The following is an 18,207-nucleotide window of genomic DNA, read 5'->3' on the forward strand; positions in this document are numbered from 1 at the left end:
GCCTAGCCCAGATCGTGACCCGTCGCCGCGCGCGCGTAGGAGTGAAGGCTGGCGATCACTTCGGCGCGGCTGCGCCGCCCGGCCAGCACCTCCATCTGGTAGCCGTCCTCCATCGCCACGAAATTGGCGGCAAGCATCCGCGGGGGGTCGGTGAGCACGAAGTGTCCCTGCGTCTGCCCGATCACGAGAATGCCGTAGTAGACGGCAATTTGGCGCTCGGTCAAGGAACTGTCCAGGGCCGCGGCCTTGGCATCGCGCAGCGATCGCGGCCAGCACTCGAACAGCAGCCGGACCAGTTCGTCGTCCGGCCCACTGGCGACGCCGTGGTCGATGCAGGCGCGGAGACGGTCACGCGCGTCGGGAAACTGTTCGGCGACACGCTCGCGCTCCTGACTGAAGCGCTCGATGGCCCGCTGGTACGTCTCGTAGATCAGCGCATCGAGGTCGCCGTAGTAGAGCACCGCCGCGGGCGTGACCCCGGCCTGCTCCGCGATGTCGCGCAGACGCACCCCCTCCAGTCCGCGCGCGAGCACCGCCCGCTGGACGGCCTCGCCGAGTTCGGCCCGGCGTGCCCCCTGGTCCTTCTTCCGTGCCACTGCCTTCGCCCCACTTTCGCCGGTTCTTATACAGAAATTTAGACAGTACCTGCCCAGCTGTTGACAGGTAGGTCACACTGTTCTTAAATTTTTGTTTAAAGAATCCATCCGACCTCAGGAGTCACCGTGCCGACCAACCCCACCGACGCCGAGACAAGCCTCGACCCACCGCAGGCACCCACCGGGAAGGGCCTGCAGGGCGGATCCGTCGGCCTGCTCGCCGCCGTCGCGCTCGGCCTGTCGTCGGTCGCGCCGGCCTACAGCATCGCCGTCACCCTCGGTTTCGTGACGATGGTCGTCGGCAACCTCGCCCCCGCCGCCCTGCTTCTCGGGTTCGTGCCGATCCTTCTGACCGCGTTCGCTTTTCGCGAGTTGAACCGGGAAATGCCGGACTGCGGCACCACGTTCGTCTGGACCACCCGCGCGTTCGGTCCACACACGGGATGGCTCTCCGGCGGTTGGGTGGTGCAGATCGCCACGCTCATCGCGATGACGGCACTCGCCCGGGTCGGAGCCGGGTACCTCCTGACGCTGCTCGGCCTGGACTCGCTGGCGTCCAACGATGTCGCGGTGATCGTCACGGCCGTCCTGCTCGTCGCCGCGGTCACCACGATCGCCTACCGCGGTCTGCACCTCGCCGCGTCCGTGCAGTACGTGCTGCTGGGGCTGCAACTGGTCGCCCTGTTCGGCTTCGGCGCCGCCGCGTTCGCCCGTGACGGTGCGTCCGCACCGAGCCTGTCCTGGCTCAACCCGTTCGCGTTCGGCGGCTTCGGCCCCTTCGCCGAGGCGGTACTGCTGTGCCTGTTCATCTACTGGGGGTGGGACGCCCTGATCACCGTCAACGAGGAAACCCGCGACAGCGACCGCATCCCGGGTCAGGCCGCGGTGATCTCCACCCTCGTCCTCCTGGGCACGTACCTCTTCACCGGATTCGCCGCGATCAGCTTCGCCGGCATCGGCACCGACGGTCTGGGCCTGGGCAATCCGGACAACGCGGGCGACGTCCTCGCCACGCTCGGGCCACCGGTACTCGGCGCGGGCCTGTCGAAGGTGGTCGAACTCGCCATCTGCGTGTCGGCGATCTCGGCGCTGCTCACCTGTGTCATCGGGAGTTCACGCGCCACCCTGTCCATGGGCGCGCACGGCGCACTGCCCCGCGCCTTCACCCGCATTCACCCCACCTACCGCACCCCCGCGTTCGGCACCGTGTTCTTCGGGGCGTCCGCCGCGGTCCTGCTCACCGCCCTCACGCTCGTCTCGGGCAACTTCCTCGGCGACGCCATCCTGTCGATCGGCCTGCTCATCGCGTTCTACTACGGCGTCACCGGCCTCGCCTGCGTCTGGCACTTCCGGCACCGCCTGAACGACTCCCCGCGCGACCTGTTCCTCCGGGGCATCCTGCCCGCGCTGGGCGCGGCGATCATGCTCGCCGCCTTCGCGCGCAGCGCCCACGACATGCTCGCCCCCGACTACGGGGCGACCTCGTTCCACGGCATCGGTGGGGTGTTCCTGCTCGGTGTCGGTTCGATCGCCGTCGGCGCCGTCGTGATGGTGCTCGTCCGCACCCGCTTCCACCGCTTCTTCCGAGACGGCCGCACCGCCGTCACCCGACTGACCGTCACAGAGGACTGAACCATGCGCACACTGACCATCGCCGCCATCCAGACCGCCCCGATCGCGTTCGACGTGGACGCCACCTGGCAGCGGTTCGCCGACCAGATCCGCGCCGTGCGCGACACCTTCCCGCATGTCGAACTCGTCGTGGTCCCCGAACTCCTGCTGGCCGCCGAGGCGCCCCTCCTCGAGTCCCGCTCCGACTGGATGGACCGGGTGGCCCTGCCGCTCGACGGCCCCCACCTCGACCGGATCTGCGCGCTCGCCGCGGAGACCGGCCTGTGGCTGGTGCCGGGAAGCCTCTACGAACGCGACGACAACAGGATCTACAACACGGCCGTCGCCGTGTCGCCGCTCGGTGAGGTCGTGGCCCGCTACCGCAAGGTCTTCCCCTGGCAGCCCTACGAGCACACCGCACCCGGCAGCGAATTCGTCGTCTTCGACATCCCCGGCACCGGCCGGATCGGGCTGGCGATCTGCTACGACGGCTCCTTCCCCGAGACCGCACGCCAACTCGCGTGGCTCGGCGCCGAAGTGATCATCCAACCCACCCTCACCACCACCCGCGACCGCGAGATGGAACTCGTCTGTTCTCGGGCCAACGCCTGGACCAACCAGGTCTACGTCGTCAACGTCAACGGCGCCGACCCGGCCGGCGTCGGTGCGAGCGTGGTGGTCGACCCCGAGGGCATCATCCGCCAGCAGGCAGGCTCGGGCGAGGAGATCCTCGTCGACACCCTCGACCTCGACGCCGTGACCCGGGTCCGCACCTACGGCACGTTCGGACTCAACCGCCCCTGGAACCAGATCGCCCGGTACGGCAGCGACATTCGACTCCCGATGTACGAGGGCGCCGGAATCCGGACACCGCCGTGGCACGACGCCGCCGCGCCGATCCCAACGGCCACGACCCGCTGACACGTTTCCCGGGAGGCGCGGTGACCGAAGGACCCGCCTTTCTCGGGACCGGTCCTGGATAATTGTGAGGGTGAGGCCCCTCGCTGCTTCGTCCGTCGACACGGTCCTTCAGGACTATCGGCCGCGCATCCTGCGCCGCTACCTGTGGATCACGACGGCGCTGCACCTGGCCGGGTTCGTCCTGCCTCCGATGGTCGGGTTGCCGATCCGGCCGGAGACCGTCGCCGCGCGCACGGCAGGCATCCTCCTCGGAGTGATCGCACTCGTGGTGCTGCACCGGGGCGGGCGCAGACCGGGACGGCGGGCCTACCAGGTCAGCACCGCGGCGGCACTGTTCGCCACACCGATCGTGATGTCGGGTCTCATCCTTGCCGTCGCCCAATTGGTCTGCGCGATCGCGGCGACGTTCCTGGCGATGTATTTCGTCGTGTTCTACCCGAAACTGCAGGCGAGGCTCCTCGTCGGTTGTCTCACCGGGTTGATGGCGGTCGGGGTCGTTCTCGCCCCCACCGCCTTCACACTGGCGCCCGTCGACGTCGACACGGCGACCGTGAAGGCCGCGGTTCTCGTCGTGGTGGTCACCTGTGTGGTCGGTGCGGCAGAGATGTTCGGATCCCTGACCCGGACGCTGATCGAATCGGCCAGCACCGACGCACTGACCGCTCTGCTCAACCGCGCCGGGTTCGAACTCGCGTTCCGGGACGCGCTCGAGAGCGCGGGCACGGAGCAGGCCTCCGTCACGTTGGCGCTCGTCGACGTCGACCAATTCAAGTCGACCAACGACCACTACGGCCACGCCGCGGGGGACGCCGTTCTCGTCGAACTGGCGAACTACCTCGCCGCGCACCTGCCCCGCGGCGCGCTGCTCGCCCGGGTCGGCGGCGACGAGTTCGTCAGCTGCATGGTCGGCGAGCACCACGCCGAGCTGCCCGAGGTGATGGCGCGACTCGCGCGGCAGAGCCCCACCCCGTTCAGCTTCGGCGTCGCGTCGTGCACCGGAGAGTCCGACCCGCTCACCGCGCTCTATCGACGGGCCGACCGTGAGCTGTACACCGCGAAGCAGCGACACCACCCGCCCGAGCCGCCGGCCGACGAACCGTCACTGCGGACGGGGTGGAACGCCTGACCACGGGCCGTGCGGCGGGTGATTCGGCGATGCGCGCGGTCACCGAACGACGGTCCGCCGGTCGCACCCGGGTGACCATCCACACCGCCGCGACGACCAGTGCGCAGCCGGCGAACTGCCCGATGCTCGGACGCTCGTGCACGATCACGATGGAGAACAGCATCGCCAGGACCGGCTGGAGCAGCAGCAGCGTGGCACCCACCTCGGCGGCGAGCCTCGGCAGCGCAAATCCGATGAGGACCCAGCCGAGCACCTGGCTGCTCAGCGACAGCGCCGCCAACCAACCCAGCGCGGGCCAGCCCGGCGTGAGGTCCACCGTTCCCCAGAGCGATCCCACCGCGGTCCCGACGACGCCCGCGGCGATCGTCGACACGAACACCTGCGACGACGCCCGGTGCGCGGATCCCGCCCGGCCGATGACGAAGATGTAGATCCCGTAGGCCACGCCCGCGGCCAGCGACAGCAGGGTTCCGAGGAACAACTGGTCGCCTTCGCCGCTGCCGCCGAGGATTCCGCCGGCGAGAGCGACTCCCGCGAACAGGAATGGCACCGCCACCACGAACCGGAGCGGCACCCGCGCACGGAAGACGATCCATGCCAGCAGTGGCACGACGATGACCTGGACGTTGACGACGACCGTCGAGATCCCGGCACCGATCATCTGGATCGATCGCGCCCACAGCGCGAAGTCGACACCGAGCATCATCCCGCCGAGCACCTGGGCGGCGATCACCCGGATAGGAATGCCGCCGTGCCGCCGAAATTCCTGCAGGGCGAGGACACCGAGGATCGGCAACGCCAGCGCACACCGGAAGAACGTCGACGTGGCCGGTTCCACCCCGGACAATTTGATGAGACTGCCGGTCAGCGAAGTTGCCACCGCACCCGCCAGAACGAGCAGTCGCGGATCCACGGACGCGATGCTGAACGAGGGGCTGACGAGGGCACGGGGACGCAAACGGAGGGCAGTAGTCACACCGAGAATTCTCCGAGCCCCCAACCATTACAACAAGTGAATAGTCGTGTCATGAAAGCAGTAGCATCACTACCATGTTGAGTCTGGAGCGCCTGCGCGCACTGTGCGCCGTCGCCGAACACGGTTCGATCGGTGCCGCAGCGCGTGCCCTGCACGTCACACCGTCCGGGGTGTCGCAGCAACTCGGCAAGTTCGAACGCGAGGTCGGCGTCACACTCCTGGTGCCCGCGGGCCGCGGCGTTCAGCTCACCGACGCCGGCCGGCTCCTGGCCCGCCGCGGGCAGGAAGCGATATCACTGCTGGCGCAGGCCGAATCCGAGGTCGTCTCCCTCGACCGCGACGTGGTGGGCGAACTGCGCATCGGATCGTTCTCCTCCGCAGGCAGGGTCGTCGTGCCGACCGCGGTGGCCACGCTGCGCAGCCGGTACCCGCAACTCGCGGTCAGCTTCTCCGCCGGCGAGACCGAGGAACTCATACCGGCGATCGTGCGCCGCGAACTCGACCTCGCCGTCGTCGACAGCTGGGTCACCATGCCCCTGCACCTCCCCGAGGACGCCGTGCACACCCTGGTGCACCGGGACTCGGCCGACGTCGCGTTGTCCCGGGACCATCCCCTCGCCTCCCGCGACCACGTCGACCTCGACGAGATCGCGGACATGCCGTGGACGACGTGGAAGAAGGGGGCGGTGTTCCACACCTGGCTGGTCCAGACGCTGCGCAACCGCGGCATCGAACCGGACATCCGATACGAAGCACCCGAATTCGCGGCGCAACTCGAATTCGTCGCACACGGACTCGCCGCGGCGCTCGTACCGCGCCTGGCCCGCGTGTGGGTGCCGGACAACGTCGCGATCGTCCCGGTGCGTCCCACTCTCGAGCGGGAGATCTACGCGCTCCGCCGCGCCGACAACGACCGGCCCACGGTCCGCGCGGGCATCGAGGCGTTGACCGAGGCCTTCGCCGACGTCGGTGCCTGACGCGCGATCCGGGAATGCCGCGTCGGGGGCGGGCCCGGGTGCCATCATGAGACCGGTCTTCGATCGGACGGCGAGAGGAGTCACGGTGAAACTTCGGGACGTGGTGAACCAGTCGCAGGCCAACGCCGCCGCGCGGATCTACGGCGAGCCCTACGAGACGACCGACGGAACCACCATCCTCACCGTGACCAGATTTCGCGGCATCCTGGGCCCCGCACCGGTCGGAGTCTTCGTCGTCCACGGCGGCACCGTGTCGTGGGAACCCGCCGTCGACGGCACCCGGGTAGCGCTCTTCGGCGAATTCATCGGACTGGCGGCCGCCGTGATCGCCACCCTCGCCATGCTCCGCCGTCCTCCGTGGCCGGACCTCGTGCAAAAGGTCTGACTCGGCGGGCGGGGCGAGAATCGAGGCCAGGCAGGAAGACCTGACAGAAGGCCCTACACGCGCAGGCGTTTCGGTTGCACAATGGTGGTGGGCAACCACCCGGAGGTGCGCGATGAGCGAAACGTGTGCAGCGCCGATACGCCTGTGGCGTCTGGGCCCGTGGAGCCGCAACCCACTCATGCGGGGTTGCGACCGACTGCGATCCGCGCTGGTCCTCGTCGGGGTGGTTTTCGTGCTCCTGATGATTCCACTGGCCGCAGCCGTCGGAACCGAGACGTACTCGCGGCTGGATCAACAGACCCAGGCCGAACTCGCCACCCAGCACTCGACCCCCGCGACGCTCATGGAGGATTCCCGCGCCGGGAGCGCCGGCGAGGGATCCCTGGCCGCGTCACCCCAGTACCAATCCCACGCGAAGGTGCAGTGGTCGGCGAACGGGCAGACGCACACCGCCGACGTTCCCACCGCGGCGGGCGCGAAGGCCGGCCAGACCGTCACCGTCTGGCTCGACCCGAACGGCGACCTCGTCGCCGCACCGGAGACCGGTTCGCAGAACGCCGCCACCGCGGTGAGCGTCGCGTGCGGGATCTGGGTGACCTCGACCGGCGGCTACTGCGTCCTGTTCCTGATCGTGCACTGGGTCGCGTCCCGCCGCCAGCAGGCCCGGTTGACCCGCGAATGGAACGAACTCGACAGACCTCCGGGGTGGCACGTCAGCTGACAAACCGCTATCGGCCGGGCGCCCCCGCCGGCGGCTGTCCGCCGCCCCCACCCGGACCGGCCGGCGCGGACTGCGTGTTCGCCGACTTCTCGGCGACGCCGATCGTGATCGAGATGGTCATGCCGGTGGCGGGTTCGCCGGTCACGGTGGCCAGTTCGGCGTCCCAGCCGTCGCCGAACACGTTGTCCGAGTCGAGGGAGACCTTCGACAGGTTGGAGACGCTGTTCGCGTAGCCGGTGTCGTACGCGAAGACCGTGGCGCACGCGTCCTGCGGCACCGCGATCTGCGACGTCAGGCGGGCGTCCTCCCCGGCCACCGCCGACTCGAGGGTGTCGAACACCTCGAAGTGGATGTGCGGCCAGCGCCCGGAGTAGCAGGCCGGGAAGATGGACGTGAACGTCACCTTGCCCGCGGAGTCCGCCACCTGGACGCCGCGCAGGTAGTTCTGCTCGGTGATGCCGTTGCCGTAGAGCGAGTACTCGCCGTCCCGGTCGCAGTGCCACAGGTAGACGGCCATTCCGGCGCCCGCCGCACAGTCCTTCGTCAGGTCCTGCAGGTCGAGTTCGATGGTCGTCGCGACACCCTCCGCCGTCCCGGAGTACGCGCCGAAGCTGCTGCGGATGTCCTGGCGCACGATCCCCGACTCGACCAGGACGTTCGGTCCGTTGGACCCGTCACCGGGATACGGTCCGGCCGTTTCCTGCGGCGCCGCCGCCACGCACGTCCCGTCGCTCGCCGTGGTCGCTGCCGTGTCGGTCGTCGAGCTCGCCGCCCGCTCGCCGCCCGCCGTGGAGCAGGCGGCGAGCGCGGTCGCTCCCGCGGCGCCGAACACGAACAGGGCACGGCGACGCGACAACATCGACTTCAGGTCGTGGCTGAGACCGCGATCGTGCTCGTGCACTTCTTCGGCGTGGTGGTGACGCGGGCTGTTCGCCATCGGGACCTCCAAGGTCTGTTCCGGGGTTGGGTCCCATAGAAACGGTCCCCGGTGCGGGCACCCTGGAGGTTCGCTGTGATGTGGCTGTGAGCGGGTCACAACGCTTCGGCGCCGGCCGAGCCGGAGAGCGTCTCGTTGCCGGTATCGCGGACGAGGGGGATGCCGAGCGCAGCGAGCAGCATCCGGCAATCGTCGGCGTCGATCGAGTGGTGGGCGACGGTTCGCTGAGCGTTCCGGACGGAATCCTCGTCGAGCTCCCGCTCGCTCTCGAATATGGAAGCATCCCTGTCGGACATGGCTCCACCTTTCCTCGGCATCACCTGAATAGCCCGGAGCGAGTGCACCGAAACAGCCGTGGGGACGGCGCAATCAGGTGGTGACCTTCGAGGGAAGGATCAGCGACTGTAGGTGGCGAACAGCCGGCGGATGCTCTCGTCCCAGTACTGCTGGCGGCGGCGTTCGACGGCGCGGGCGCACATCGCCCACACCATGCCGAGGAGCAGCGCACTGGCCGCGAGGGTGAGGAGCACGGCCGCGACCGCGCCGCTGACGACGTCGGACGTGGTGACCCTCGGGCCTGCCCAGTTGCCGTCCGCGTCGACGGCGATGGTCTTCTCGGTGCCCGCAGGCGTCCCCGAGGGGACCTCGATGCTCTGGGTGCGCGACTCGGCGGTCCAGGACCACGTCGCCCCGACCATCGGAGTGGTCCGGACCGAGCCGCGGGGCGACATGGTGATGGGGGCGTCGGTGCTGGTGACGGCCTTGACGAGGGTGGTGGTGGCGCGCTGCTCCGCGGCCCGCGCACTCTCCTGGTGCCATTGCCACGTGCCCATCACGGCGGCGAGCACGATCGCGATACCCGCGAGCGCGGCGATGACGGATCTGAGGGTGGCCGCGTAGCGGTCGACCGGTCGTGCGAACGGGTTGGACGGTCGACCCGACACCGAGTACACCACGGTTGCCTTCGAGCGCCCCAACACGATTCACCTCATTGTTTCGTCCACGTAAATTGCCTGCTTCACCAGTGTCGCCACTGATAAGGCAACAAGGAAACCGAAATGGGCAAACTTGACGAGTCTCACACTCCGAGGTCAGAGGCGAGTCGGCCCCGCTCAGCGCTGTGCGGGGCCGAGCGGCACTCAGGTTTCGAGGTGCGGATCGGACTGTTCGCTGGAGACCGTCCGGCTGCTCAGGTGCCCGCCGCCCCACTTCGAGTCGGTCCCGGCGTGGAGTGTGAGCAGGTCGTGTCCGAAGTCGTTGTCGAAGTCCCGCAGCACGGTGTGCAGGTGATTTCCGCCGCCGACGGCGTTGACCGCCTCGATGAGGTACCGGTCTGTGTGGACGCGGAAATAGTGCGGTGCGCCGCGCTTCTGCGCACCGGCCCACGCGAAGAACACCCGGTCGATGCCCCCCTCTCGCAACGCCTGCCGGTGCCGTTCGCCGGCTTCCTCGGGCAGTCGTTCGAGGTAGCAGTCGACGAGTCCCAGTAGCGCTTGCTGTTGGTCACCGGACAATTTCGCGCCACTGATGCCCGACGGCCGGTCGCGGACGAACTTCAAGGCGACCCGGTCGGCGTCGGTGATGGTGTACCCGGGCATGCCGAGGTCGTAGTAGTCCGGGTATTCGTAGGCCCCGATCCGCGGCACCTGCCGGGTCACGAAGTCGGCGGGTGCGACGTCGTGGATGACGGCGAGGCCGCGCTGCTCGTCGTCGAGCGAGGCCAGCAGGTCGAACGCCAGGCCCTCGTCGTCGGCGAGGGGTTTGAGCACACCGTCGTACTCGGTGGGCTGTGCGCCCAGCGCGACCGGGGTGGCGGAGATCCACCGCTCGTCGACGATGGTCAGGTTGAGGCAGACGTGGTGACCGAGGAACCGCAGCGTCCAGGTGTCCTCGAAACCCGGCCGGCCGAAGAACGTCAGGAAGTACGAATCCGACGTGCGCCAGGTCTGCAGTGCCGGTCCGAGGAAATCCTGCTCGTAGTCCCGGAGCACGTGCTCGAGTTGCGGAATCGACAGCACCTTCGTGAAGGTGCGCAAGGGCACCGCCAATCGGATCAGATCCCACACCAGCACCTTCTGGTGACGGTCCAGTTGGTGGAGCGGGATGCCCGTGCGGTCCGGTTTGGGGATGATGTCCCAGTTCAGCCGCCGCGGGTCGTCGAAGTTCTCGATGATCGCGGTCGCCCGTTGCCCGGGGTCGAACGTATCGATCAAACCCATGGCGGTCACGAGCAGCTTGGTCGCCGTCTGGGGCGCCTCATACAGAGCAGACACGTGAATCTTCCTTCTCGAGTGTGGAGGTGGTGCGGCCGGCGCGGGGAGGTTTCTCACCATCCCGCCGCGATGTCGATCGACTTCTCGGCGCTCGCGAGGTCGCCGCCCCGCCACGCCACGTGTTGGTCGGGTCGAACCAGGACGAAGCGGGCGCCGAGGAGACTGCCCAGAGATCCCCCGGTATCGGACAGCCGCAGCACCGTCAGCGGGACGCCGAGTTCGGCTGCCTTCGCCGTCAGTACGTCGAGTTCGGTGGTGTGCTTGGAGGATCCCTCGGGGCCCAGCACGACGAGGGTGTATTCGGGGCCGAGCGCGTCGTAGAGCGATCGACCGTCTCCCAGCCACGCGTGCGGCAGGAGCGCTCCGGGGCATGCGGTGGGCACGTACTCGACGGGATCTTCTTTCGGCGGCGTCGATCCGTCGGGCACGATGACGGGTGAGTCGGTGTAGGAATAGCCGAGAACGAGTCCGAGCGAGTGGAATTCGCTCTTCTTCACGACGAGCGCCTCTGCGGTGCGGCGGCGCGCCTCCTCGGCTGCGGGACCGTCCTGGCCGATCTCGACGGTGGAGAAGTGGTGCGCCAGAGCCTTTTCCTGCGCTCCGGCTTCGGCGATGGTGCGGGCGGCGACGGGCCGGCGTTCGGCTTCGTAGCTGTCGAGCAGCTGCGGTCCGGCCCAGCCGCGCAGCGTCGCCGCGATCTTCCAGGCGACGTTGACGGCGTCACCGATGCACGTGTTGTACCCGTGCCCGCCCCACGGCGGATTGAGATGCGCGGCGTCGCCGACGAGGAATACCCGGCCCTTGCGGTAGCTGTCGGACAGCAACATTCGTGCCACCCACGGGTCGGTGGCGATGACCTCGACCGGGGCCGGCTCTCCGATCAGGCTGTGTACGAGCGCGGTGGCGTCGACCTCCTCGTCCCGGACGTCGACGCCCTGCACGATCGCCCACCAGGTGTCCGCCAGGTCGAGCCGGCCCACGATGCCCGCCGCCCCGGGCGCCATCACCCAGTGGTGGACGGCACCGTCGAACGGCACCCGGTCGGCCAGGCCCGGCGCGCGGAACAGGATGCTGAGATTGGGGCGCTCGCCGGACGTGCCCTCGAACCGGGCGCCGATGGACTCGCGCACGATGCTCGCGCCGCCGTCGCAACCGAGGACGTAGTCCGCCACGACCGTTCGCGTCGGTCCCGATCCGTCGACGGTGGCACGGACGGTGCCGTCGGTAAGTTCCTCGAGCGACGTGACTCGGGCACCGAGTTGCAGGGTGGCGAGTTCGCTGCGCTGCACCGCTGCCCGCAACATGGTTTCCACGACAGGTTGAGGTGCCTGCTGGCCGCGTTCGGGCGCCAGGGTCGGGGTGGCGACATCGAGCTGGAAACCGTTCTCGAACCGGGTGATCTCATGGCCCAGGAGCGTCGAGCAGAACACGATGTCCTGCGCCCACTCGACGGGAAGAGGTGACGCGGCACGCACCTCTTCGGCCAGTCCCCACCGCCGCAGATGCGTCATGGTGCGAGCGTTGGTCGTCTTGGCGCGGGGGCGTTCGGCATCGACGTCGATTCTCGGTTCGACGACCAGGCTTGCCACCCCGTGGTGGGCCAGTTCGAGCGCGGCCGCGAGTCCGGACGGTCCGCCGCCGGCGAACAGTACCGGGGTCCGCGTTACCTCGGACGCGTTGTCGGTCATGCGCCCTTCCTACCGCTGGCATCGACGATCGGGGTCCGTAGGACGCCGAGCTTGTCGATCTCCACCTCGACGATATCGCCGGGCCCGAGCAGCCACGGTGGGTTCCGCACGTAGCCGACGCCCTCCGGGGTGCCGGTGGCGATGATGTCGCCGGGGTGCAGGGTGAACGTCTCGCTGATGAGGGCGATGATTTCGCCGACCGAGAAGATCAGGTCCCGGGTGTTGCCGTCCTGCACGACCGTTCCGTTGACGCGGGTCTGCACCCGCAGGCCGTCGGACAGATCCCCGACCTCACCGGCGGGAACCAGCGGGCCCAGAGGTCCGGACCGGTCGCCGTTCTTGCCGAGCGTCCATTGCGCCGTCAGCTTCTGCGCCGTGCGGGCGGTGAGATCGTTGAAGCACGCGTAACCGAGCACCCCGGACTGGCCGGTGGCCGCGTCGACGCTTTCGAGCCGGGTGCCGATGAACGCGGCCACCTCGCCCTCCCAGTCCAGGCCCGCCTCGTTGGCCGGCACCGGAGCCGGGGCCCCGTCGACGCTCAGCGACGGGGTCCACCGCCCGAACAACGTGGGGTAGGGCGGCGGGGTGAAGCCGCCCTCGGCGGCGTGGGCCTTGTAGTTGAGACCGACGCAGATGACGCGGGCGGAGTCGGGCACCGGCGGCACCACACTGACGAGCGTGACGTCGATCTCGGGCGACTCGAGGTGTTCCGCCCGGGCCACCCAGCCCGCGGCGTCGCCCCAGAATTCCTCGAGTGAGGCGAGCGGTCGAACGAAGCCGTCCCGGAGGACACCCACGGTCACGGCGTCCTGATCCTTCTTGCGATAGCCGACAATCTTCATCTATCTCATCCTTTTCGTCCGCCACCCTTCGGTGGCGAGTTCTAGCGGGAAATTTCGGTGCTGCGCGCGGTGGCCGCGTCGAGGCGGTTGTCCGCGTCGGCGGAGGGGGCGTGGGGGCGCCGCGGGAGGGTCGCCATCACGACGCCGCCGATCAGCGCGGGAACGGCGAACGCCAGGGAGCTGACGATGACGGCTCCGCCACCGGCGACGAAGAACGCGCCGTACGTGGGGCCCGCGATCGCGCCCGCCCGTCCGATTCCGAGTGCCCATCCGAGCCCGGTTGCCCGGAACCGGGCCGGGTAGAACGTCGCGATGTGATCGTTGAGCATGTTCTGGGTGCCGAGGCCGCCGAATCCGGCCAGCGCCACCAGCAGCATCAGGACGGCGGTCGGCGGGTGCGTGCCCAGCAGCGCGAGAGAGACTGCGACCGTAGAGAACCCGGCCAGAACCAGCGACTTGGGCCCGAACCGTTCGGCCAGCACGGAGGCGAGCAGCGTCCCGACGATGGCGCCGGCGCTGTAGACGAGCAGGAACGTCACCGCCGAGCCGATCGGGTAACCGGCGTTGCGCATGATCTGCGGCAGCCAGGTTGTCACCCCGAACATGGTGAGCATGCTGCAGATCGCGACGAACCAGATGCCGAGCGTGGCCCGCCCCATCCCGTCACCGAACAGTTTGGCGACCGGCGACTTCGACGCCGGGCCCTCGGAGGATCGTTCGGCGACGAACGCCCGCGACTCCGGCAGCAACGCGAATGCCAACGGCAGCAACGTGATCAGCGGAACCGCACCGAGTGCGTAGACCGGGCGGAAGCCGAACTCTTCGAGCAGCAGCAGGGACGCGGTCGATGCGAGGACACCGCCGAACGCCGGTCCGGTGAGCACCATGCCGAGGATCCGGGACCGGTAGGCCGGGGGAGCGAACTCCGCCGCCATCGCGATGGCGGTGGGCATCAACCCGCCGATTCCCAGGCCGGCCACCAACCGGGTTGCGGCGAAGATCTCGAAGGTCGGGGCGATCGCGGTGACCAGGGTTGCCGTGGAGAAGAGCGTCAGGCACGCGAGGAACAGGCGGCGACGGCCGAGGATGTCGGTGAGCGTCCCGGCCGTCAGCGAGCCGATGAGGACTCCGACCAGGGCGGCGCTGCCCACGGTGCCTGCCGCACCGGCGGTGATGAACCACGGGGCGTGCCCGATCAGGGCGGGCAGGGAGGCGCCGTAGACGAAGAGGTCGTATCCGTCGCTGAGGAGGGCGGCCCAGCAGAGGACGGGAACGAGCACTTTGCCGCGGCCGCCGGGCGAGGACGTGGAGAAATTCATGCGGAACACTCCTGGTCAGTGGGGGGAGGATCGACTCCTCCAATAAACGGTTATAACCGTTATGTGTGATGGTAGCCACAGACCACTGGTCCCTGTCAAGCACGGAATTCGAGAAAGTGGCTGCGCGAAGCGATCGCTCAGTGCGCGTGCGCCTGAGCAGCCACGCGGGCACGCGCCGCGTCGCCGGACTCGATGACATCGACCAGCGCCCGGTGCACGTCGATCCGTCGCGCGAAGTATTCGCTGTTGGTGGCGCTTCGTTCGCGGCTCGCGCGCGTCGCGTGCTGCTCCACGTAGGTTTCGAGGCTCAGATAGGTCTCGCGCAACACCTGATTCGGGCCGATCGCCACGATCCGGCGGTGCAGATCCCACACGGCACGGATGAACGCCTCGGGGTCGCCGGCCGAATCCTCGAGGACGGTCATCAGTCGCCGCAGGTCGGCGACGTCGGCGTCGGTCCGGTGCCGGGCGGCCAGTTCCGTCACGAGGGGTTCCAGTTCCTCCCGAACGGCGATGGCGTCGGCGACCCCTGCCGCGTCGCCCTCGACGGTCAGCAGGGTACGGCCGAGCCGGACCACCGACGACGGTTCGGCGACGAACAGGCCACCGCCGGGCCCGGGCCGGACGGTGATGACTCCCCGATCCTGCAGAAGTCGGACGGCCTCGATGACCGTTCCGCGGGCCATCCCCGACTCCTCCTGGAGTTCTTTGCGGGTGCCCACCCGATCGCCGGGCGCCAGTTCACCCGCGGCGATCCGGTCCTGGATGTGGGCGACCAGGGACTCTGCCCGGGTGACGGTGCTCTGGATCGCCATGGCTCGAGTGTAGAGCTCAGCCGCTCCGACGGCGTGCGCGCCGGGCGGGTCTCACCGCCCGGCGCCTCGTTCCGGCGGCGGGCCGACGACCTCGAGGTCCAGCTCGGCGCGCGCCCGCGCGAACCCCTCGGCCGGGAACTGCATGTCGCCGCCCTCGGTGTGGACGTGCGCGTCCGTGGGGGTATTCATGTACTCGAAGAATTTCTCGAACACTCCGGTGGTCAGCAGGCCGAGCATCTGGGTGTCGTGGCTGTCGAACGCGAAACTGTGGATGGTTCCGGCCGGAGCGTGCAGGAAGTCGCCCTTGGTCAGCATGATCTCCCGGCCGTTGGCGTGCAGGAGAATCCGTCCCTCGATGCAGAAGAAGTTCTCGGTGTGCTCGCGATGGAAGTGCCGCGGAATGTACGCGCTCTTGCCGCCCATCGTGTGCATCGCGAAATACGTTCCGCCGGTGTTCCGGGGCCGTGCGAGATACGTGTTCAGCTGGTCGAGGCTCGCCCAGCGGTCGCCTTCGCCTGCCTGCAGCACGTAGGGCGACTCCCCCGCCGGGAGCACCGCGCCCGTCACCGCGGGCAGGTCCTTCTTCTCGAGATCGTGGAACCGGATGCCGAACCGGTCCGCCAGTTCGGATTGCCGCGCGTCCGATATCGGCGCCGCGGCGGCGTCGAAGACGTGCGACTGGGTTGCCTGCCCGGTCGCCTGCGCCCACCGGTGCCCGTCGCCGGCGGTGAGCCAGCTCAGGAACCGGGTCCGGTGCGCGAGCATCCGGTACGCGTACGGTGTCCCGGCCGGGACGGTGACCGAGTCGCCGGGCACGAGCAGGTGCGATTCGCCCGGCAACCACACCTGCAGCCGTCCGTCGGTGACGTACAGGAAGCGGTGCTCGCGATCGTGGGCGAGGAACGGGGTCTCGGTTCCCTTGCCGCCGTACACATACGCGGCGCCGAATTGCCCTCCGGTGTCTTCCGGGCGGGCGATGACGGTGATCAGTTGCCCGCCCAGTTCGTGGCGCTCACCCTCACCGGCGGCCATGGCGTAGGGCACGCACCGCCCGGGGAGGGTGTCGAGTTGCGGAGCGGCGGTGTGGACCTCGTCGAGGGCAGGGATGTCGAAGATCGTCATGCGTGTGGTCCTGATTTCAGAGTGTGCGAGAAGAACGCCTCGACCGCCGCGAACGAGGCGGCGGGATACTTCTCGATGAAGGCGCGCCCGAAGTCGCTCACCGCGCGGGTCGAGGCCGGCGCGTGCGGATTTCGCTCGAGATGCCCTTGGTCGAGGGTCTGTCCGGGGCCGAGTTCGAGGACATGGCCGGGGTTGAAGAACCCGTGCCCGAAACCCTCGATCAGGTAGAGGATGGCGTCGTTGCCGTGGGTGGCGAGCGCGTCGTACAACGCGACACTCTGCGCCGACGGCACCAGATTGTCGCCGAGTCCGTGCATGATCAGAAACGGCGGCGCACCGGGCGTCACCTGCAGCGCGGGGCTGGCGGACCGCGCCGCGTCCAGTCGGTCCCGGATCGCCCCGCCGAGCAGCGACGCTTCCGGGGACTGGTCCTCCCACGGTGTCCGCTGCGCGGAGAGGTCGACGAGACCGGGCAGGTCGGTGGGACCGTAGCCGTCGACGACGGCCTGCACCGCACTGTCGACCGTCACGGGATCTTCACCGGGCAATCGTGTTGTGCCCGAGTGCACTCCGGTCAGCGCGGCGAGATGCCCACCGGCCGACGATCCCCACACACCGATCCGATCCGGGTCGATGCCGTGGTCCGCGGCGTTGGCACGCAACCAGCGCACCGCCCGCCGGACGTCGAAGAGCTGGCCGGGGTGGCAAGTGCCGGGCGCGAGGCGGTAGTCGACACTGACCATGACGTAGCCGTGTCCTGCGAAGTGCTGCACCAGGTCCGGGCATGCGGTGCGGTCTTGAAGCCGCCAACCACCTCCGTGCACCCACACGATCGCAGGCAACGGATGCGCTGCCTCGGCGGGGCGGACGAGATCGAGTAGCAGATCGGGGGCGTACTCGATGGTGGATCGGCGGACGACGGTCGAAGCCGTGTCCAAGGGATCGAACTCCTTCGGATGCAGGACCCGGGCCTGGGTCGCCGCTCGCGCGGTTGTAAGGCCCTTCCATAGATCACTGCCTGCCCGGCACTGTAGCAGCTTCCGCAACCCCAACGGAAGAAACGGATTCCACGCCATCCGCCGCGGCGGCGCTACCCGGCGATCTTCGCGTGCATTTCCCACACGATGATCTCGGCGCCGGTGTCGGTGGTCATCTGCTGGCCGCCGCCACCGCCGATCCGGACGGCGTCGCCCTCGGCGAGGAGGCCGACACCCTCCAGCGAGGCTTCGCCGCGCGCGACGAAGACGTGGAGGAACGGGGCGTCGGGAAGGGTGATGGGCGCCTGGCCTGGCTGCAGCCGTGCGACATGCATTGCGGCGTACTTGTTCTTGATGCGGATCGCGGAGTGGTCGACGTGGCCCGGCATGCCGGACGCGACGGGGACCAGCCCGCCTGCGAGCAATTCGTGGTCGATTTCGAGTTGCTCGTAGCCGGGGGTGATCCCGGCTTCGTCGGGGACGACCCACATCTGGATGAAGTGGACCGGATCGCTGTGCTCGTCGGCGTGCTCACCGGTGACACCGTCCAGTCGCCACGAGTCGTTCTTCTCCGAGTGCAGGATCCCGGTTCCCGCGCTCATGCGCTGGGCGAGTCCGGGGTAGATGACGCCGGAGTGACCCATCGAATCCTGGTGCACCAGCGAACCCTGGAGCACCCAGGTGACGATCTCCATGTCCTGGTGCGGGTGGGTGTCGAAACCCCGGCCGGGGACGACGATGTCGTCGTTGTTGACCATGAGCACGCCGTGGTGGGTGTTGGCCGGGTCGTAGTGGTTGCTGAACGAGAAGGAATGCTTGGAATCGAGCCAGCCCACGTTCGTCTTGAAGCGGTCGTCGGCGCGGCGGACGTCGAGGCGGGGTGAGGTGATGGCGGCAGTCATGAGTGAATCCTTTCCAGCG

The 18,207-nt window shown here is 68.7% G+C and carries 19 protein-coding genes; 6 read left to right on the forward strand and 13 right to left on the reverse strand.

What is annotated here, in order from left to right; all coding sequences use genetic code 11:
- Window positions 1-2: 2 nt before the first annotated feature.
- A complete protein-coding gene (locus P3H15_RS29370) occupies window positions 3-596 on the reverse strand; it encodes a TetR/AcrR family transcriptional regulator (RefSeq protein ID WP_276140440.1) in 594 nt (197 codons plus the stop codon).
- A 126-nt stretch (window positions 597-722) separates the two neighbouring features.
- Here P3H15_RS29370 and P3H15_RS29375 point away from each other — a divergent pair, with 126 nt between their 5' ends.
- The 3 genes from P3H15_RS29375 (at window position 723) to P3H15_RS29385 (ending at window position 4,254) form a co-directional block, all read left to right on the forward strand.
- Window positions 723-2,228, forward strand: coding sequence for an APC family permease (locus P3H15_RS29375; protein WP_276140441.1), 1,506 nt, complete (start codon window positions 723-725; stop codon window positions 2,226-2,228).
- Between the two features lie 3 nt (window positions 2,229-2,231).
- Window positions 2,232-3,128 carry a carbon-nitrogen hydrolase family protein gene (locus P3H15_RS29380; protein ID WP_276140442.1) on the forward strand — a complete coding sequence of 299 codons (897 nt, stop codon included), beginning with the start codon at window positions 2,232-2,234 and terminating at the stop codon, window positions 3,126-3,128.
- A 70-nt stretch (window positions 3,129-3,198) separates the two neighbouring features.
- Window positions 3,199-4,254 (forward strand): diguanylate cyclase, encoded by a 1,056-nt coding sequence (locus tag P3H15_RS29385; RefSeq protein ID WP_276140443.1) that lies wholly within the window; start codon window positions 3,199-3,201, stop codon window positions 4,252-4,254.
- Here the strand turns inward: P3H15_RS29385 and P3H15_RS29390 are convergent.
- Window positions 4,142-5,230, reverse strand: a complete 1,089-nt coding sequence (locus P3H15_RS29390) for a DMT family transporter (RefSeq protein ID WP_276140444.1) — start codon at window positions 5,228-5,230, stop codon at window positions 4,142-4,144. The two genes, P3H15_RS29385 and P3H15_RS29390, sit on opposite strands and share 113 nt — an antisense overlap.
- A 74-nt stretch (window positions 5,231-5,304) precedes the next feature.
- On the opposite strand from P3H15_RS29390, the gene P3H15_RS29395 reads away from it, so the two are divergent.
- The 3 genes from P3H15_RS29395 (at window position 5,305) to P3H15_RS29405 (ending at window position 7,313) form a co-directional block, all read left to right on the forward strand.
- Entirely contained in the window at window positions 5,305-6,207 is a 903-nt protein-coding gene (locus P3H15_RS29395; protein WP_276140445.1) for a LysR family transcriptional regulator, read from the forward strand.
- An 85-nt stretch (window positions 6,208-6,292) separates the two neighbouring features.
- Window positions 6,293-6,592, forward strand: coding sequence for a hypothetical protein (locus tag P3H15_RS29400; protein WP_276140446.1), 300 nt, complete (start codon window positions 6,293-6,295; stop codon window positions 6,590-6,592).
- A gap of 112 nt (window positions 6,593-6,704) precedes the next feature.
- Window positions 6,705-7,313, forward strand: a complete 609-nt coding sequence (locus P3H15_RS29405; RefSeq protein ID WP_276140447.1) for a hypothetical protein — start codon at window positions 6,705-6,707, stop codon at window positions 7,311-7,313.
- A gap of 7 nt (window positions 7,314-7,320) precedes the next feature.
- Here the strand turns inward: P3H15_RS29405 and P3H15_RS29410 are convergent, their stop codons facing one another.
- The 11 genes from P3H15_RS29410 to P3H15_RS29460 all read right to left on the reverse strand — a co-directional run bounded on the left by P3H15_RS29410 (window position 7,321) and on the right by P3H15_RS29460 (window position 18,188).
- The gene (locus tag P3H15_RS29410; RefSeq protein WP_276140448.1) at window positions 7,321-8,250 is read right to left on the reverse strand and encodes a dioxygenase; all 930 of its coding nucleotides are present in this window, start codon (window positions 8,248-8,250) and stop codon (window positions 7,321-7,323) included.
- A 95-nt stretch (window positions 8,251-8,345) separates the two neighbouring features.
- Window positions 8,346-8,546, reverse strand: coding sequence for a hypothetical protein (locus P3H15_RS29415; protein WP_276140449.1), 201 nt, complete (start codon window positions 8,544-8,546; stop codon window positions 8,346-8,348).
- A gap of 99 nt (window positions 8,547-8,645) precedes the next feature.
- Window positions 8,646-9,230, reverse strand: coding sequence for a hypothetical protein (locus tag P3H15_RS29420; RefSeq protein WP_276140450.1), 585 nt, complete (start codon window positions 9,228-9,230; stop codon window positions 8,646-8,648).
- Between the two features lie 159 nt (window positions 9,231-9,389).
- Complete coding sequence (locus P3H15_RS29425; RefSeq protein WP_276140451.1) at window positions 9,390-10,523, reverse strand: DUF3500 domain-containing protein; 1,134 nt, start codon at window positions 10,521-10,523, stop codon at window positions 9,390-9,392.
- 53 nt (window positions 10,524-10,576) lie between these two features.
- Entirely contained in the window at window positions 10,577-12,211 is a 1,635-nt protein-coding gene (locus P3H15_RS29430) for an FAD-dependent oxidoreductase (RefSeq protein ID WP_276140452.1), read from the reverse strand.
- Entirely contained in the window at window positions 12,208-13,053 is an 846-nt protein-coding gene (locus P3H15_RS29435; protein WP_276140453.1) for a fumarylacetoacetate hydrolase family protein, read from the reverse strand. The genes P3H15_RS29430 and P3H15_RS29435 overlap by 4 nt, the downstream gene beginning before the upstream one ends.
- A 41-nt stretch (window positions 13,054-13,094) precedes the next feature.
- Window positions 13,095-14,372, reverse strand: coding sequence for an aromatic acid/H+ symport family MFS transporter (locus P3H15_RS29440; RefSeq protein ID WP_276140454.1), 1,278 nt, complete (start codon window positions 14,370-14,372; stop codon window positions 13,095-13,097).
- Window positions 14,373-14,509: 137 nt separating this feature from the next.
- Window positions 14,510-15,187, reverse strand: coding sequence for a FadR/GntR family transcriptional regulator (locus tag P3H15_RS29445; RefSeq protein ID WP_276140455.1), 678 nt, complete (start codon window positions 15,185-15,187; stop codon window positions 14,510-14,512).
- A 51-nt stretch (window positions 15,188-15,238) separates the two neighbouring features.
- On the reverse strand, window positions 15,239-16,309 hold the full coding sequence (locus tag P3H15_RS29450; protein ID WP_276140456.1) for a quercetin 2,3-dioxygenase: 1,071 nt from the start codon (window positions 16,307-16,309) through the stop codon (window positions 15,239-15,241).
- Complete coding sequence (locus P3H15_RS29455) at window positions 16,306-17,247, reverse strand: alpha/beta hydrolase (protein WP_276140457.1); 942 nt, start codon at window positions 17,245-17,247, stop codon at window positions 16,306-16,308. The genes P3H15_RS29450 and P3H15_RS29455 overlap by 4 nt, the downstream gene beginning before the upstream one ends.
- 152 nt (window positions 17,248-17,399) lie before the next feature.
- Window positions 17,400-18,188, reverse strand: coding sequence for a pirin-like bicupin family protein (locus P3H15_RS29460; RefSeq protein ID WP_276140458.1), 789 nt, complete (start codon window positions 18,186-18,188; stop codon window positions 17,400-17,402).
- Window positions 18,189-18,207: the final 19 nt, after the last annotated feature.

This window comes from Rhodococcus sp. T2V (assembly GCF_029269925.1).
In the GTDB taxonomy this organism is placed as follows: Bacteria; Actinomycetota; Actinomycetes; order Mycobacteriales; family Mycobacteriaceae; genus Rhodococcus_F; species Rhodococcus_F koreensis.